Origin of the sequence: Sorangium sp. So ce124 (assembly GCF_051525235.1) — a bacterium.
GTDB classification, from domain to species: domain Bacteria; phylum Myxococcota_A; class Polyangia; order Polyangiales; family Polyangiaceae; genus Sorangium; species Sorangium atrum.
The window spans coordinates 32,020-49,237 of sequence record NZ_CP150312.1 but is presented as its reverse complement, the minus strand read 5'-3'; the positions used below and the strand labels follow the sequence as shown (position 1 = coordinate 49,237).

The window sequence follows — 17,218 nt, the reverse complement described above, 5'->3', positions numbered from 1 at the left end:
CTACGCCCCCCACCAGAGCATCTCGTGCACCTGGGTCTCGCCGCCGACGGGCACGATCACCCGGATCTTCTGGCCCTCGATCTGGACCACGTGGGCTGGGAAGCTGTCCGCCGGGTAGTAAAGCGACTTCACGAAGCCGTTCGCGTCGAGCCAGAGCAGGTGCACCCCGTCCGCTGTCGCCCCGTGCATGAGGAGCATCCGCCCGCCGCCGAGCAGCGCGAACTCCAGGCCCTTGAAGCCCATCTCCTCGAAGCGCTCCGGGGACGGGAAGTCGTCGCCCACGGACCTGAGCTCCGGCAGGTGCGCGCGGAGGTGCTTGTAGAGCGTGTCGTAACGGACCTTCGCGAGCTTCGGGATCCGCCGGTCGCCCGCGGCGAGGATCGGCAGGCGCTCCGCGTCGAACGTCGGCACCTCCACGTGGGTGCGGTAGCGATCCACGAGCCTGCCGCGGCCGATCTCCTCGTCGCTGAGCGCCTTGAGCCACCACTGGAAGATCGCGAGATCGCCCGTCCCTGCGCTCGACTCGAGCCGGACCAGCGACTCCCACAGGGGCCTCCGGACCTGCCACTTCCCGCCGTGGTTCTTGACGACGCACGCCCCGACGTAGAGCGCCCCGTGCGTCACGAGGGTGACGAGCATGGGAGGATCTCCGCCCCCGCTCGCCGCCGGCGCGCCGCTGGATCCGCCTGCCGGCGCGAGCCAGGCGTCGCGTCGCTCGCGGGTCAGCGCCGCGCCCAGCCGGTGGACCGACGCATCGGAGAAGTCGAGCCCGAGGTCGGGCGCGCCGAACGCCGCGGGCGCGAGGCGGGCGAACACCTCGGCTGCGTGGTCTATCTGGGCCAGGATCGACGGGTTTCCCGCCGGGTTCGCGTCCGCGGAGCGCACGCCTGCCAGGTCGGCGAGCGCGTCGGGCGGGTAGTGCGGCGCGAAGAAGCGCTCGAAGATCTGGGCAGCCGTGATCGGTTCGGCGGGCATGGCTCGGGGCCGTGAGGGTCGGCGTGGCGAGAGGCGGGCGACCGCGGCCGGCCGCCGCGGCTCAGAACATCTTCTTGCGCTTCGACGAGCTCAGGATGCCGAGCATCTCGCGGTACTTGGCCACGGTGCGGCGGGCGATCTTGATGCCGTCCGTCTCCTCGAGGATCTTGACGATCGCCTGGTCGCTGTAGGGATTCGACTTGTCCTCGGCCAGGATGATCTTCTTGATCGCCTGCTTGACGCTCTCCGAGGCGATGTCTTCGTCAGCGACCCGGTGGATCGATGAGTTGAAGAAGTACTTCAGCTCGAAGAGCCCCTGGGGCGTGTGCACGTACTTGTTCGACGTCACGCGGGAGATGGTCGACTCGTGCATGCCCACCGACTCGGCGACGTCCCTGAGGATCATGGGCTTCAGGTAGCCCACGCCGCGCTCGAGGAACTCGCGCTGCTTCTCGACGATGCACTCGGTCACCTTGATGATCGTGCGCCGCCGCTGCTCGATGGCCCGGATCAGCCACTGCGCGCTCCGGAGCTTCTCGCTGATGAACTCCTTCGCCTTCGGGTCCCGGAGCATCCGCTGGGCGAGGTTCTCGTTGATGTAGAGCCGCTGGAGCCCCTTGTCGTTGTCGGTGACGACGAACTGGGTGCCGTCCTTGATGACGTACACGTCCGGGGTGATGGCGATGGTCTTCTCGTCGACCTCGGCGAAGTTGCGCGCCGGCACGCTCTCCAGCTTCTGGATCTCCTGGACCGCGTCGTAGACGTCCTCCAGCGGGATCTTCAGCGCCTTCGCGATCGCGGGGAAGTTGCGCCGCTCCACGTTGTGGAGGTGGTCCTTGATGATGGCCATCTCGATGTCGTCGAAGCCCAGCACCTCCGCCTGCACCCGCAGGCACTCCGACAGGTCGCGGGCCGCGACCCCGACCGGATCGAAGCGCTGGATCATCGACAGCACCTCCTCGGCGTCCTCGGGGTGGAGCTCCGCCTCCCGCGCCAGGTCCACGAGGCTGATGTCGGGCCCCTTCGTGCCGTCCGGACGTTCGCCCCCCTTGAGGTCGAGGTACCCCTTCTCGTCGAGGTTGCCGATGACGAGCAGCGCGAACTGCCGCTCGTTCTCGACGAAATCGCTCATCTGGAGCTGCCAGAGCAGGTGGTCGCGCAGGTTCGACGGCTTCGTCAGGTTCTGGTCGATCGGCGGCAGCTCCTCGAAGCCGCCCCGGTGCGCCGGCATGGCCTGCTGGAGCTGCCTGTTTTCCAGGAATTGCTCCCAGTCCACCTCCTTGACCCGCTTCTCCGTCTCGCGCGCCGCGATGTCGGTGTCTCGGTCGAACCGCTCGCCGTTCTCGAGCCGCTGCTCCGTGGGCAGGTCGGCGTTCCTCCCCCGCTGATCCGCCTTGTCGCCGTCCCGCGCCTTCGGGTCGGTCATGTCGTCCGCGAGGACAGGGTTGCCGTCCAGCTCCTTCCTGATCTCGTCGACCAGCTCGAGCCGTGAGAGCTGCAGCAGCCGGATGGCCTGCACCAGCTGCGGGGTCATCACAAGCTGCTGCGACAGCTTGAACTGGAGCTTCATCTCCATGCCCATGAGGAGCTCCTTCTCTCAGTTCGCCGCCAGCGCCACCCGCCGAACGGGGGCCGGGGCATTGCGCGAGGTTCGTGCCATCGAGTGTCTCATTGGTGGCCTCACCCCCAACGTAGCATCGAACGGGGCAGCGGCCCGGGTCTTGCTTTCACGTCTGCACCAAAAAATAGCGCAGGGCTTGCATCCTACACCGCTGAACATGGTTTCAGCCTTCGCCGCGGTAGATTTTTCGCCCCGCGCGGAGCTCTGCCCGCAGCCAGTTCGGATTGGCCCCCATCTGCCGATCGTTGCACTATCGGCCGCCGATCGGGAGGCTTGAAATCCCGAAAGGTTGGGCGAAGGCGCGATGGGAAAGCCGAAGGTGCGCGGACCTACGCGCGGGCACGGGATGGAGGGCGTGCGCGGCGGGGCGTCGTCGCCTGATGCCGAGAAGGAGCGGATCCTGTCTCGCTCGCCCCTCGCGTCGCTGGCCTCACCGAGCCGGCGTTCGCTGTTCGAGCTCGGCAGGGTCGAGCGGCTCACGCGCAGGCAGTGCGTTTGCCAGCAGGGTGCGCCGCCGAGGCACCTGTTCCTGATCGGGGCGGGTCGCGTGAAGGTCGAGCGCGTCGCCGACGGTCGGGTGGTTCCGCTCGGGCACCGCGGGTCCGGCGACCTCGTCGGCGAGGGCGCGCTCGCGGGCGCGACGGTCTCCTCCGAGAGCGCGACGGTGCTCGACGAGGGGGACGCGCTCGTGGTGCCGCTCGCCGGTCTCGAGCGGCAGCTCGCGTCCGACGCAGCGCTCCGCGGCGCGCTCGCCGCGGCGCTCGTGGCGCGCAAGCTCGAGACCGAGGCGCGCCTCGGCTCGCTGCTCCTCTGCACGGTCGAAGCGCGCCTGATCGAGTTTCTCCGCGCCGCTGCGCGGCGCTGGGGGCAGCCCCACACCGCTGGACAGCTCGTGTCGGCGCCGTTCACGCACGCGGACATCGCGCTGCTGATCGGGTCCACCCGCGAGACCGTCACCCTGCTGCTGGGCAAGCTGAAGCGCGCCGGCCTGATCGCGTTCGACCGGCGGCGGATCGTCATCCGGGATGGCGAGCCCCTCGAGGCGCACGCCGCGACGGCCTGAGCGTCCGCCCGGAGGGGCCGCTGCGCGGCCTGCGCTGGAGCCGGAACACTGCGGCGCCGTTCGGCTCGATGAAGGTGCGCCGCTCGGCGGGGCGGCCTCCCGCGCCTTCCACACCCGCCGCAGCGCCAGGCGCGCTCGGGCGGCTCCCCTCCAGCTCGCCGATCTCGCTCTGGACCAGACGGAGGCGAGGAAAGATCCCGGACTGCGTGGATTCCCGGGCGCGGAGGTCGACGAAGATCGTGCTGAGCAGCCGACCGAAGGCGTACGGCTTGAGCAGGACCTCGCTGACGTCGTCCGTGCCGTCGCACGAGACCGGCTCGTCGGCACAGAAGATGACCCGCCGGGGCATCGTGCCCTCGCGCCGCAGGCGGCCCAGGATCTCCCGGGCGCCTTTCGTTCCGGGGGCGAGATCGATCAGCGCGACGTCGTAGACGCGCTCGCGGGAGAGGGAGATCGCTTCCTCCAAGGTCGCGGCCGGGCTGACGAGCGCGCCGCGGTTGCAGAGGAGGAGCGCCGTAGCTCTCCGGAGGACATGGTCCTGATCGAGGAGGAGAACGTTCGGTTGGTACGTCATCGGGTATCCCTGCGGCTTGCAGTCGAATTGCCCCGCATCGACGAGGACGGCGACGAGCGCGCCCCTCCGTCGTTCAGCGGCAGCATCCGCGTCCGCGGACGGTCCCCCCTTCGCAACGCACGTGCCGAAGGGGACGCGCCGCCGTCGCCCAGGCCTCGTTTCCCCTGTTCTCGGCGGCAACCCGGTCGTTCGAGCGTCGCTGCCGGTGAGGCTGCCCCGCCGACCCCGGGGCCGCCGCTGTGCCCATTTCGCGCTCCCTCCGCAGCGCCTCTCCGCCCCGACGAAGAGCGCCCCCCCACCCTGTCGGCTTGCCCACCGCGTCCTTGGCCGTCGGTGGGCGGTTCGTGCGCACGGGCCAGCCCAGGTTTGCGGCCCCTCCAGGGCGGCGCGGTCCGCCGATCCGCCGGTTGCTCCAGGCTCGACGTACCGCGGGCCACATGTCCGGACCGCTCGCGCGGCCCCGCCCTGACGCGTTCGGCGCAACGCAGCAAACTGATTTTCCCGCTTGATGAGGCTGGCGTGGGGTGCCACAAGCGTCCGCGCGCACGAGTGGCGGAATTGGTATACGCACCGGTTTTAGGTTCCGGCGCCGGTAGGCTTGGGGGTTCGAGTCCCCCCTCGTGCACCGCGGCTTGACGCCTGGAGGACTCGGCCGCCTCGCGGCGTGACGCGCCGCCCCGGGGCGCCTCCCCTGGGTGGCCCGGGACGGTCGTGGTCTGCTGGGCGCGCGGCGCGGGGGCGAGCGTTCGTCGTCGGACCCGCGCGCGGATCCGACGACGAACGCGTGACGGGGGCCCGGGCTGCGGAGCCTCGGGCGGCCTCCGACGGATCGCCTCGGCGGCGTCGTCGACCGCACGCGCGGTCCCGGAATTGCGCGACGCCCGCGGCGCGACTACGTTCGCGTTCCTCGGCCGGACCCTCTCCTCCCACCTGACCGCCGCGGAGCCAAGGCACGTAAAGATGTTCACTTGGGCGATGAAGAAGATTTTCGGCACCTCGCACGAGCGTGCCATCCGCCGCATGCGACCCCGGGTCGAGGCGATCGGCAGGATGGAGCCGGAGCTGCAGAAGCTCTCGGACGCCCAGCTCCGAGCAAAGACGGCGGAGTTCAAGGAGAAGCTCGCCAACGGGGCGACGCTGGACGACATCCTGGTCCCGGCGTTCGCGGTCTGTCGCGAGGCGTCGAAGCGCGCGCTCAAGATGCGCCATTACGATGTGCAGCTCATCGGCGGCATGGTGCTCCACAACGGCTGCATCGCCGAGATGCGCACCGGCGAGGGCAAGACGCTGGTCGCGACGCTCCCCTGCTATCTGAACGCCCTCGAGGGCAAGGGCGTCCACGTCGTCACGGTGAACGATTACCTGGCGCGGCGCGACGCCGAGTGGATGGGCAAGCTGTACGGCTTCCTCGGCCTGTCGACGGGCGTGGTCGTCAACCAGCAGGGCGACGCCGAGAAGCGCGACGCGTACCGCTGTGACATCACGTACGGCCAGAACAACGAGTTCGGCTTCGACTACCTGCGCGACAACATGAAGTTCTCGGCGCTCGAGTACGCGCAGCGCCCGCTGCACTATGCGATCGTCGACGAGGTCGACTCCATCCTCATCGACGAGGCGAGGACTCCGCTCATCATCAGCGGGCAGGGGGAGCGCTCGAGCGACAAGTACCGCACGATCAACGAGGTGATCCCGCAGCTCCGGAACGAGGAGCATTACGCCGTCGACGAGAAGGCGCACTCGGTGACGCTGACCGACGAGGGCGTGGAGACGGCAGAGCGGCTGCTCGCCTCGCTCCAGGTGCTCAAGGGCACGAACCTCTATGATCCGGTGAACCTCGAGACGCTGCACATCCTGAACCAGTGCTTGCGCGCGCACACGCTCTACAAGCGCGACGTCAACTACATGGTACGCGACGGCAAGGTGCTCATCATCGATGAGTTCACCGGCCGCGTCCTGGCGGGGCGCCGGTGGTCGGACGGCCTGCATCAGGCCGTCGAGGCGAAGGAGAACGTCCGGATCCAGGAGGAGAGCCGGACGATGGCGACGATCACCTTCCAGAACCTCTTCCGGCTGTACAAGAAGCTCTCCGGGATGACCGGCACCGCGGACACGGAAGCGGCGGAGTTCCACAGCACGTACAAGCTCGACTGCGTCATCATCCCCACGAACAAGCCGGTGGTCCGCGTCGACTACGAGGATCTCGTCTACAAGACCGAGAAGGAGAAGTTCACGGCGGTCATCAACGAGATCCTCGAGAAGCACGAGCTCGGCCAGCCGATCCTGGTGGGCACGACGAGCGTCGAGAAGAGCACCGCGATCAGCCGGATCCTGACGAAGCGGGGCGTGAAGCACAACGTGCTGAACGCGAAGCACCACGAGAACGAGGCCTACGTGGTCGCGCAGGCGGGCCGCAAAGGGGCCATCACGGTCTCGACCAACATGGCGGGTCGCGGGACGGACATCATCCTGGGCGGCAACGCGGAGATGCTCGCCAAGCTCAAGTTCAAGGAGCAGAACCGCCAGGCCGAGGCGGAGCCCGAGGCGTTCGAGGCCCTGGTCGACGAGATCAAGAAGGAGTGCTCCGCCGAGGGCGACGAGGTGCGCGAGATCGGCGGGCTGTACATCCTGGGCACCGAGCGGCACGAGTCGCGCCGCATCGACAACCAGCTGCGCGGCCGCGCCGGCCGCCAGGGCGACCCCGGGACGTCGAAGTTCTACCTGTCCCTCGAGGACGACCTCATGCGCATCTTCGCCGGGGATCGGGTGAAGAACCTGATGGAGCGGATGGGCATGCCCGACGACGAGCCCATCGAGCACCCGTGGGTGACGAAGAGCGTCGAGAACGCGCAGAAGAAGGTCGAGGAGCGCAACTTCGACATCCGCAAGAACCTGCTCGAGTACGACGACGTGATGAGCGCGCAGCGCAAGACGATCTACGACATGCGCCAGTCGCTGCTCGTCGGCCGTTACTCTCCCGAGATCATCGACGAGGAGGGGAAGCCGACGGGCGAGAAGCGGACGATCAAGCCGCTCGCGTCCATCGTGGAGCTGGTCCGGCCGGACGTCGGCTACCTGCTCGGCATGTTCGCGAACGACCCGGTGATGCCGCTCGACGCGGACGGCAACCGGCGCGAGATCGTGCGAAAGGACTTCGAGAAGACGGAGCGGTTCGTCGAGCTCGAGAACATGCAGCGCGAGATCTACACGCGCTGGGGCGTGAAGCTCGAGCTCGAGTCGCGCGCCGACAAGGTCCTCGAGATCTACGACGAGTGCTCGGAGCTCATGCCCCTGGCGCTCACCGAGCAGCGCGAGCGGCTGCTCGATCTGATGGACCGGATCATCGGCGCGATGGTCGAGGAGTCGTGCCCGGCCCGCAAGCCGCCGGAGGACTGGGACTGGGGCGGCATCTTCCAGGGCTTTCGCGAGCACTTCGGCGTCGAGCTGCCGGACGACATCGCGCACATCGGCGACCAGGAGACGCTGGCGCGGGAGCTCTACGACCGCGCCGAGAAGGCGTACGAGAAGCGCGAGGAGGAGATCGGCGTCGAGCTGTCGCTGCGCATCTTCCGCCACCTCTACCTGGAGGAGCTCGACAAGGCCTGGGTCGACCACCTGACCGACATGGACCACCTCCGCGACGGCATCGGTCTGCGCGGCTACGGGCAAAAGGACCCGAAGCAGGAGTACAAGAAGGAGGGCTACAACATGTTCGTCAACATGGTGGCCCGCGTCTCCTCGAACGTGGTCACGAAGCTCTTCAGCGTGAACGTCAGGCGCGCCGAGCAGGAAGAGGCGCAGATCGAGGCTGCGGATCGCGAGCGGCACGCCGCGGCGCTGCTCGACGCGGTCGCGCAGCACGACGAGTCCCTCCCGATCGGCGCGAACCCTGCCCCGGCGCTCCCGCAGCCTGCCGTCATGCAGGAGCAGGAGTGCCCCTGCGGCAGCGGCCAGCCGTTCAACAAGTGCCATGGCGTCGAGGACGAGGCGACGGCCTGAGCCGGCGCCACCTGCCCGCTCCGCCTGATAGCTAGAACGAGGCAGCGAGGGCCCCTGCCAGGCCCTTGCTCCTCGGCATCTCACCCCCGCATGAACACCGCCTGAGGGCCGATCCATCGGTTCCCGGAGGCAGCATCATGAAGGTGTTCATCGATTCAGGGGATATCGCGGAAATCAGGGAAGCGCAGTCGATGGGGGTCATCGACGGCGTCACGACCAACCCGTCGCTCCTCGCCAAGGCCGGCAAGCCGACGAAGCGGGCGATCGCCGAGATCTGCGAGGTGGTCGACGGCCCCGTCTCGGCCGAGGTGGTGGCGGTCGAGAAGGACGCGATCCTCCGCGAGGGTCGCGAGCTCGCGAAGATTCACCGGAACGTGGTGGTCAAGGTGCCGCTCATCGACGAGGGGCTCAAGGCCGCCCGCATCTTCGCTTCCGAGGGCATCAAGACGAACGTGACCCTCTGCTTCTCGGCCGCCCAGGCGCTGCTCGCGGCCAAGGCTGGGGCCACGTTCGTGTCGCCGTTCGTCGGGCGCGTCGACGACGCCGCGGGAGACGGGATGGATCTCGTCCTGCAGGTCGTGACCATCTTCAGGAACTACGGCTTCTCGACGCAGGTGCTCACCGCGAGCGTACGGCACCCCGTCCACTTCGTGCAGGCCGCCATGATCGGCTCGCACGCCGCGACGATGCCGCTCAAGGTCATCAAGCAGCTGATCAAGCACCCGCTCACCGACGTCGGGCTCGCGCAGTTCTTGGCAGATGCGAAGAAGATCCCCGAGCTGGTATAGCGATCCCGTGGCCGAGAAACGCAAGGAGAGCTCGGGGACGAAGCGCCGCGGGAGCCGCCCGGCGGCCCCCGCGGTCGTGTCCGTCACGACGCAGGGAGGGCCCTTCAAGGGCGTGTCGACAGCGGTCGTGCGCCGGCGGGCGAGCAAGATGCTCGCCCACCTCGCGTTGCAGGGCGTGGAGCTCTCCGTCGCCCTGGTGAACGATGAGGCCATCCACGAGCTCAACCGCAGCTACCGGCGCAAGGACAAGCCGACCGACGTCCTCGCCTTCCCGCTGCTCGACCAGAACGGAGCCAACTCGCGCAGGCGCGGCCGGCGGGGTCCCGTGGATCCGTCGGTGTGGCGCGGTCTTCTCGGCGACGTGATCGTCTCGATCGACACGGCCGCGCGGCAGGCCGCAGAGCGCGAGCGCCCGCTGCTCGACGAGATCACGATGCTGCTCGGGCACGGCCTGCTCCACCTGCTCGGCTATGACCACAAAACCGACGCAGAAGAGCGGGAAATGACGGATTTGACCCGGGAGCTCGAGGTCGCGGCGGCGTCTCGAAGCAACAGCACCACTGGAATCAAACCACATCGCAGCACCACGACGCCAAAGAAGACGGGGGCGCGATGACTTATCGCTTGCGATGCGAAACCTCGCTTGTTAAACGGACGCCCCCTTTCGACTTGGAGGAGACATGCCCGGTTCGAACAAGCTGACCAAGGCGCAGATGATCGTCGGTCTTGCCGAGGCCACCCACCTCGACAAGAAGTCCGTGGCCAGCGTGCTCGATGCGCTCGGCGAGCTGGTGAAGAAAGAGCTCGGTCCGGAGGGGCCGGGCGAGGTCACGGTTCCGGGCCTCGTGAAGATCAAGGCGAAGGAGATCCCGGCCACGCAGGACCGGGAAGGCGTCAATCCGTTCACGAAGCAGCCGATGACCATCAAGGGCAAGCCGGCGAGCCGCAAGCTCCGCGCGGCGCCCGTCAAGGCGCTCAAGGACGGCTGAGCGGCGCGTCCGTGGCCGCAGCTTGCGTCGCCGCATCGGGCGGCGCGAGCTCCGGGGGCCCCGCAGGCGGTCGCGCCCCCGAGCTGACGCCCCGGGCTCGTTGCAAGGCCTTCGCTGTGGAGCGTCGCGCCCGGAGCGCGCAGCCGACGCTCGCGAGGGCGAGCAGCGTCGCCATCGGGGTGTCGCCCAGCCGCGTGTAGAGCGTCAGCGGCGTGTCCCTGATCGAGGGGGTCGCAAAGGTCACCCCCGGCGCAGCGCTCTCGTCGCGGCTGCGCACCGCGCCTCGGGCGTCGATCCACGATACGACGCCGAGGTTCACGGCGCGCACGAGATCGCGGCGCAGCTCGATGGCACGCATGACCGCGAGCCTCGCGTGCAGCTCGGGCTCGGCGCTCCCGGTGAACCAGGCGTCGTTCGTGATGTTGACGAGGAGGTTCGGGGCGAGCGCTCCGGTGATCCGCCGCCCCACCCCGGTGAGCGTGTCCTCGTAACAGTTGAGCACCCCGATCCGGAGCGCGGGCCCGTGCTCTCGGGGCAACGTGAGGGCGCGCGGCTCCGCGCCCGGGATGAGCCCGCCGCTCTTCTGGAAGATGCGCCGCAGCCAGGGCAGGTAAGCGCCGCCCGGGACCGTCTCGCCGAACCAGAGCAGCTGCAGCTTGTCCTGCGTCGGCAGCATGCTCCCATCAGGGAGCACGAGGGTCGCGGAGTTGAAGCTGTTCCGTTCCTCGACGCCGTCGGCGGCCTTCACGGGCGGCGCCTGGGTGATGAGCCCCGCGAGGACGGGGCCGTGGATGTCGGGCCCCAGGATCGCTCGACCGCCGCGCGGCGCCTGCCGGGCGCTGTGCGAGAGGGGGTAAGGATACGCCGCCTCGGGCCAGAGGGTGAGCTCGGCGCCGCCGGCCTCGGCTTCCCGGGTGAGCTCGTGCAGGGTCCGCAGGATCCGCGGGTGGTTCTTCGCCTGCCAGCGCTCATGCGGCCCGACCGCCTGGTTGACGAGCGCGACCCGCGCCGTCGGCAGGCCAGCGCTGGCGCGCTCGACCGCGGCCATCCGCAGCGCACCGTGGATCGCGAGCGACCCGAACAGCGCGACGCTCGAGAGCGCCGGGTAGAGGATCGCTCGGGGCAGCTGAAGGCGGACGGGCCGCGATTCCTGAGCGAGCGCGCTCTCGAGCGGCCGCCCGCCCGGCGCCCTCCCCGAGGCGGCCAGACCGGCGCGGGCGAGCAGGGCCGCCCCGACGGCGAACAGCACGGAGACGCCCCGCTCGCCGATGAGGTCGGCGAGCTGCACGAGCGCCGGCCAGGGGCTCATGAGACCGGCAGGAGTCCAGCCGAAGACGGTCGGGATGGCCACGGCGGCGAACACGCCGGTCGCGAACGCGAGCTCGAGAGGAGCGCGCAGCCGCCGGATGAGCGCGCTCGTGATGCCGCCGCAGACCGCCCAGACGAGCGACTGGGCGGCCGCGAGCAGCACCAGCGCGAGGTACGAGGCGGCCGAGCCGAGAGGTGTGAACCGCTGGATGACCTCTGGCACGAAGCGCAGGCCCACGATGCCCGCCGCCGTTCCCCACACAGCGCCGCGCCCGAAGGCGCGCCAGGCCGTCGGGGCGTCGTGGACGGCGGCCGCCAGCAGGGCGAGGCCAACGATGACGGCGGGGACCAGATCCGTGGGCGGCGCCGTGAGGGCGAACGTCGCGCCGCCAGCGAGCGAAAGGAACAGCGGGGCGCGGCCACGGAGCGCGCGCATGATCGAGGCCTGGGGCACGATGCGGCGTTATACCGCGTGGAGACGGCCCGGACCGCGACCACGACGACAGCCTGGCCGAGAGCAGGACGGACGCGAGCACCGCACGGTCAGGGCGGACAGGAGGCTATGACGAGCCGCTCACCAGTAGATGCTGAGCCCGCCGCGGAAGAGCCCGCCGCCCGATGTGTTGGTCGTGCGGCCGGTGTCTGGATCCGTGAACTCGGGAACGAGCCCATCGTCCGTACGGCTGCGCACGAAGCCGAGCGCATCGACGTTCAAGGCGATGCGAGGGGAAAGCCGGAACTCGAGGCCGATGCCGCCGTGCGCACCGAAGTAGTCGTACTCCGTATTGGGAACGAACTCGGTGCTGCCGGCCGCGGCCTCGCTCGAGGAGCGATCGACCTCGGCGTGCGCGATGTTCAGGCCGCCCATGAAGTAGAACTGGGTGCGGCTGCGCGGGTTGACGAACAGCATCCCGCTCAGCGAGAGCGGCACCTCGGTCCGCTGGTCGCCGTTGTAGTCCGTGCCCGCGAGGAAGTCGGCGCCTGCATCGATCGCAAACGCCGGGACGGGCCGGTAGCGAAGGCTGATCCCGACGCCTCCCATGCCAGCGTCCTCCGCGCCGCCGTGCTCGCGCCCCAGCATGACGCCCTCCATGCGGAGGTTGATCCCCCAGTGGCGCCGCCAGCGCCGCTTCACCGGCGGAGGCGGCGCCGGGGGCGCCACGCGGCGCACGATCACGCGCGGCGGAGGGGCCGCCCCAGGCGTCACGACGATCACCTGAGGAGGCGGGCCCGACGGCGAGGTCTCGTAGACGACGACCGGCGGGGCGGGACGGGCTGCTCTGGCCGGCGGCGGGGGCGGCGGCGCCTCGGCAGGCGCGGCCTCGGCAGGAGCGGCGGGCGGAGGTTCTGCGGCGGGATCGCGAGGCGGCTCCACTTCCTCGCAGAACCACGCGCCGGGAGGACAGTTGCTGTCCTCCTGCGCGAACGCGCTCATCGGCGCGGTCATCGCCACCGCAACAAGGGCATGGGTCAAGCAACGGCGCATCGGGCGACTCCTCTTCGGTGCAGGGAAGTTAGCAACCGGGATGCCATCGACCATCTTGCGGGATCGTCGTCACCATGGCCACGCAGCACGCCGGCGTGCATCGGCCGCCACGGCGCGCTGTGGCGGAAGGTTCACACGCGCGCCGTTCCGCAGGGTACTAGCTCCCACGGCAGACGTCACGGCGCGGTCGCCCCCGTCGGGAACCCTGCCAACATCGAGACCGATCGGATTCCATCATGCCTACGGTTACGTTGAAGCAGGGTCATGTTCGGCCGGTGTGGTCGGGGCATCCCTGGGTGTTCGCTCAGGCGGTCGCGCGCATCGAGGGCGGCGCTGTGGCCGGGGACGAGGTCGTCGTCACCGACCCCTACGGCAGCGTGCTCGGGCGCGGGCTCTACACCCCGCGCTCGGCCATCCCGGTGCGCATGTACACGCGCGAGGACAGGCCGATCGACGCGGCCCTGTTCCGGCACCGGATCGAGCGCGCCATCGCGCACCGCCGCGAGCTCGGCCTGCCCGCGCGGGCGCCTGGCCACGAGACCGACGCCTTCCGGCTGATCCACGCCGAGGGGGACGGCCTGCCGGGGCTCATCGTCGATCTGTTCGGCGACGTGGTGGTCGTGCAGCTCGGGACGATCGGGATCAAGCGCCGCGAAGGGGTGATCTTCGACGCCCTCCAGGCGGCGCTCTCGCCCCGCGCGATCGTGGACAGGACCCCGGAATCCCTCGCGAAGCTCGAGGGGTTCACCGCCGACGCGGGCGTGGTGCGCGGCGATCCCGGGCTCGATCAGCTCCGGTTCGTCGAGCGAGGGCTGCGGTACACGATCCCGCTCGCGCTCGGCCACAAGACCGGGTTCTACCTGGACCAGCGGACGCTGCGGACCCGCGTCGAGCAGCTCGCCCACAACCGGCGCGTGCTCGACGCGTTCTGCTTCGTCGGCACGTTCGCCATGGCGGCGGCCCGCGGCGGGGCGAGCGAGGTCCTCGCGATCGACGAGAGCGCGACGGCGATCGAGGTCGGCGCGGAGTGCGCGCGGGAGAACGGGCTGCTCGACCGGATCAAGTTCACGCGCGACGACGCCCGCAAGGCGCTGCAGAACGCGTCGAGGCAGGAGGGCTACGATCTCGTCATCTGCGACCCCCCGAAGCTCGCAGGCACGCGCGCCTCCAAGGACACGGCGCTCACGGCGTACCGGCGCCTCGCGGCCGGGGCGTGCCGCGCCACGCGCCCGGGCGGCGTCCTCGTGCTCTGCTCCTGCTCCAGCGCCGTGAGCCTCGACGATCTGACCCGGGTGCTCGCGCTCGGCGCGCGCGACGCGCGCATGCAGGCAGCGGTGTTCGACCGGCACTTCCAGGGAGGGGATCACCCCGTCCCCGCCGCCTTCCCCGAGGGGCTCTACCTGAAGAGCCTCATCGCGCGCATCGACGCCCTCTGACGCTCGCCCGATGAAGCCGCTCTCCCTTGTGCCTCCCGACGCCGCGCGCGCCCTCGCCGGGGTGATCTTCGATCTCGACGACACCGTGCTGGATCACGGAGCCCTCACCGAGGCGGCGTACGCGGCGCTCTTCCGTCTACGCGAGACGGGCCTCGCGCTGATCGCCTGCACCGGCAGGCCCGCCGGCTGGGGCGAGGTGCTCCAGCGGCAGTGGCCGATCGACGCGACGATCGTCGAAAACGGAGCCGTCGCGCTGGTCCGTGAGCAGGAAAGCGACGTCTCCGGCCATCGGGAAAGGCACGCCCAGCGCGCCGGCGCAAGCCGCGTCGTCACGCTCGACGACCTGGACCGCGAAGCGCGGAGAGCCCGTCGGGCCGAGCTCGTCGGGCTCGCCAACGACATCGTGCGTCGTTTTCCGGCGGCGGCGCTCGCGGACGACAACGACCAGAGGGTGACCGACGTTACCATCGACATCGGGGAGCATCGGCATGTCCCACCCGAGGACGTGCAGAAGATGCGCGCCGAGCTGCGCGAGCGGGGGGTGAGGACGCTGCTCTCGAGCGTCCACCTCCACCTCACGCGCGACCCGTCGGACAAGGCCACCGGGATTGTGCGCCTGCTCGCCGCTCGGTTCGGTGAGGATCCCACCCGGGCGCGGCACCGCTACGCGTTCATCGGCGACAGCGGCAACGACGGCGTCGCCTTCGCCGCATTCGTGCTGACCTTCGGGGTGGCCAACGTGCGCGCCCACCTCGGCAAGCTGTCCGTGCCGCCGCAGTTCGTGGCGTCCCTCCCCATGGGCCGCGGGTTCGGGGAGATCGCCCAGAAGATCGCCGAACTGCGGAAGAATGCACCCGAACCGTGATCTTGCCGCGCGCAAGTCACTTCGCGCTGCGATCCGCCCCACACCTGACGCAGGTAACCTAGCCGCAGCACGCACCGACGGAATAGGATCGGCTTTCGGGAGGGGCGTGCCTCCCAACCCTTTACAGGGACGCGTGTTCTCGGGGACCATGACGTTGGTCCCTCGCCCGCCAGCGGCAGCAGATGGCGTTTCGACCCCCGACCCCCGGCCTCCTCGTCGACAACAAGTACCGCCTCGCGGAGCGCATCGGCGGGGGCGGCATGGGGGACGTGTTCCGGGCGGAGCACGTGCTCGCAGGTCGCGCCGTTGCGATCAAATTCCTCCACCCCGAGCTGGCGGACAACTCGGAGCTCTCCCACCGGTTCTTCCAGGAAGCGCAGGCGGTCAATCGGATCCGCCACCCGAACATCGTCGACGTGATCGACGCCGGCGTCGGCGAGCTCGGTCCGTACATCGTGATGGAGCACCTCGACGGCGAGTCGCTCGGCATGGCGCTCGCGCGCTTCGGTCGCCTCGACATGGAGGCCGCCGTCGGCGTCGCGATCCCGGTGCTCGAGGCGCTCGACGCCGCGCACCGCGCGGGGATCATCCACCGCGATCTCAAGCCCGAGAACATCTTCATCGCCTTCGATCCGAGCCGCGGCTCGGCCGTCGTCCGCCTGCTCGACTTCGGCATCGCCAAGGTGCTCGACTCCGACGGTCCCTCGCCGCGGACGCGCACGGGCGTCGTGTTCGGGACGCCCGACTATCTCTCGCCCGAGCAGGCCACGGGGGAGTCGCCGCTCGACGGTCGGAGCGATCTCTTCTCGGTGGGCGTGCTGCTCTACGAGGTGCTCACGGGCACGCGGCCGTTCCGCGCGCCGACCGCCGTGGCGACGGCGTTCCGCGTCGTGCACGCCGAGGTGCCCACGCTCGCCTCGGCGGGCGTGACCGTCGACCCGCGGCTCGAGGCGATCGTGCAGCGGCTCTTGCAAAAGGATCCCGCGAAGCGGTTCCAGACGGCCGGCGACGTCGTCCGCGAGCTCGAGCGCGTCGCGCCTGATCCGCCCCGAAGGACGACGGCGCTCGGCAGGCTGATCAACGTGCAGCGGCGGATGGCCCTGAGCCTGGGGAACGCCCCGGAGAACGAGCGCGATCGCCTCTCGTCCTCGCGCGATCGATCGCGCCCAGGGTTCGACGTGAACCCCCCGCCGCCGATGCGCATCTCGCCGTCGATCGTGCCGGGCGGGCGCGTCACCGAGGCGCCGCCCGGGATGCGGCCGTCCTCCGAGCCAACGAAGCCCGCGCCCGGCGTGACGCTCTCGAACGCGCTGCGGAGCCGCGGCTCGGAGCCCACGATGCTCTCGCAGCGCGGCGAGTCGCTGCCCACGGTGCGCAGCGCCGATCTCGGCCTCCGGGCCGAGCCGACCGTCCGCAGCGCGGACTTCGGCTCCCTGATGAACCGGACACGCGACACGCGGCGGCCCAACGTCACCCCGGTCCGACCGCTGCCGGCGCGCTTCGCTGGGCAGTACCAGGTGCGCGGCCCGGTGCTGCGGAGCGTGGATCGCACCATCGTCGACGAGTACGGGAGGAGCGCGCGCGACGAGGTCGTCTCGCAGATGCCGCTCCGCTACGCCGACGACTTCAAGCACGACTCGATCAACGCGCTCGTCGGGTACGAGCTCGAGGCGCTCGACGCCTATATGGAGCTCGCGACATCGCTGGTCCTGCGCGATCTCGAGCGCTGGCGCGACATCGGCAGGCTCGGCGTCGGCGGCGAGCTGCACAGCCTCGTGCGCACGCTGTTCGCCCGCCCGCTGACCGACATCGCGTCGCTCATGCGCCGCGGGACCTCGATCTGGTCGCGGCTCTTCACGTTCGGCTCGTGGCGCGTGGCGACTGGCCCGACCGGGCGGGTCACGCTCCACATCGGCGACTTCGACCCTGCTTCGCTGCCGCTCCGGCTGTGGGTCGTGGGGATGGTCGAGGAGACAGCGCGACGCGCGTCCGGCGGCGGCGTGAAGGTCACGATCACGCTCGGAGAGCTCGGCTTCACCTCCGAGCTCGCCTGCGAGATCAGCCTCTAGGCTCCGCCCGCCCGAACTCCGGCCAGAGATCACCGGACTTCGGCGCCG

At 69.9% G+C, this 17,218-nt stretch carries 13 protein-coding genes and 1 tRNA gene; 9 read left to right on the top strand and 5 right to left on the bottom strand.

Going from position 1 to position 17,218, the window contains the following annotated elements:
• Entirely contained in the window at window positions 1-975 is a 975-nt protein-coding gene (locus WMF19_RS00180; protein WP_437897217.1) for a hypothetical protein, read from the bottom strand.
• 61 nt (window positions 976-1,036) lie between these two features.
• The gene (gene rpoN, locus WMF19_RS00175) at window positions 1,037-2,557 is read right to left on the bottom strand and encodes an RNA polymerase factor sigma-54 (RefSeq protein WP_437326892.1); all 1,521 of its coding nucleotides are present in this window, start codon (window positions 2,555-2,557) and stop codon (window positions 1,037-1,039) included.
• A gap of 343 nt (window positions 2,558-2,900) precedes the next feature.
• Between rpoN and WMF19_RS00170 the strand changes: the two genes are divergently transcribed.
• A complete protein-coding gene (locus WMF19_RS00170) occupies window positions 2,901-3,659 on the top strand; it encodes a Crp/Fnr family transcriptional regulator (RefSeq protein ID WP_437897216.1) in 759 nt (252 codons plus the stop codon).
• On the opposite strand, the gene WMF19_RS00165 is transcribed toward WMF19_RS00170, so the two are convergent.
• Window positions 3,613-4,233, bottom strand: coding sequence for a response regulator (locus WMF19_RS00165; RefSeq protein ID WP_437897215.1), 621 nt, complete (start codon window positions 4,231-4,233; stop codon window positions 3,613-3,615). The two genes, WMF19_RS00170 and WMF19_RS00165, sit on opposite strands and share 47 nt — an antisense overlap.
• A gap of 543 nt (window positions 4,234-4,776) precedes the next feature.
• Between WMF19_RS00165 and WMF19_RS00160 the strand changes: the two genes are divergently transcribed.
• The 5 genes from WMF19_RS00160 to WMF19_RS00140 all read left to right on the top strand — a co-directional run bounded on the left by WMF19_RS00160 (window position 4,777) and on the right by WMF19_RS00140 (window position 10,006).
• A tRNA-Leu gene (locus WMF19_RS00160) sits at window positions 4,777-4,858 on the top strand.
• A gap of 335 nt (window positions 4,859-5,193) precedes the next feature.
• Complete coding sequence (secA, locus tag WMF19_RS00155; protein WP_437897214.1) at window positions 5,194-8,229, top strand: preprotein translocase subunit SecA; 3,036 nt, start codon at window positions 5,194-5,196, stop codon at window positions 8,227-8,229.
• 137 nt (window positions 8,230-8,366) lie between these two features.
• Window positions 8,367-9,017: a fructose-6-phosphate aldolase gene (gene fsa / locus WMF19_RS00150; RefSeq protein ID WP_437326888.1), complete on the top strand. Its 651-nt coding sequence runs from the start codon at window positions 8,367-8,369 to the stop codon at window positions 9,015-9,017.
• Between the two features lie 7 nt (window positions 9,018-9,024).
• Window positions 9,025-9,633 carry an rRNA maturation RNase YbeY gene (gene ybeY / locus WMF19_RS00145; RefSeq protein ID WP_437897213.1) on the top strand — a complete coding sequence of 203 codons (609 nt, stop codon included), beginning with the start codon at window positions 9,025-9,027 and terminating at the stop codon, window positions 9,631-9,633.
• A gap of 64 nt (window positions 9,634-9,697) precedes the next feature.
• Complete coding sequence (locus WMF19_RS00140) at window positions 9,698-10,006, top strand: HU family DNA-binding protein (protein WP_272097071.1); 309 nt, start codon at window positions 9,698-9,700, stop codon at window positions 10,004-10,006.
• On the opposite strand, the gene lnt is transcribed toward WMF19_RS00140, so the two are convergent.
• A complete protein-coding gene (gene lnt / locus WMF19_RS00135) occupies window positions 9,993-11,750 on the bottom strand; it encodes an apolipoprotein N-acyltransferase (RefSeq protein WP_437897212.1) in 1,758 nt (585 codons plus the stop codon). The two genes, WMF19_RS00140 and lnt, sit on opposite strands and share 14 nt — an antisense overlap.
• Window positions 11,751-11,888: 138 nt before the next feature.
• The gene (locus tag WMF19_RS00130; RefSeq protein WP_437897211.1) at window positions 11,889-12,800 is read right to left on the bottom strand and encodes an outer membrane beta-barrel protein; all 912 of its coding nucleotides are present in this window, start codon (window positions 12,798-12,800) and stop codon (window positions 11,889-11,891) included.
• Window positions 12,801-13,036: 236 nt separating this feature from the next.
• Between WMF19_RS00130 and WMF19_RS00125 the strand changes: the two genes are divergently transcribed.
• The 3 genes from WMF19_RS00125 (at window position 13,037) to WMF19_RS00115 (ending at window position 17,170) form a co-directional block, all read left to right on the top strand.
• Window positions 13,037-14,236: a class I SAM-dependent rRNA methyltransferase gene (locus WMF19_RS00125; RefSeq protein ID WP_272097067.1), complete on the top strand. Its 1,200-nt coding sequence runs from the start codon at window positions 13,037-13,039 to the stop codon at window positions 14,234-14,236.
• Window positions 14,237-14,246: 10 nt separating this feature from the next.
• Complete coding sequence (locus tag WMF19_RS00120; protein ID WP_437897210.1) at window positions 14,247-15,101, top strand: HAD family hydrolase; 855 nt, start codon at window positions 14,247-14,249, stop codon at window positions 15,099-15,101.
• A 182-nt stretch (window positions 15,102-15,283) separates the two neighbouring features.
• Window positions 15,284-17,170, top strand: coding sequence for a serine/threonine-protein kinase (locus WMF19_RS00115; RefSeq protein WP_437897209.1), 1,887 nt, complete (start codon window positions 15,284-15,286; stop codon window positions 17,168-17,170).
• Window positions 17,171-17,218: the final 48 nt, after the last annotated feature.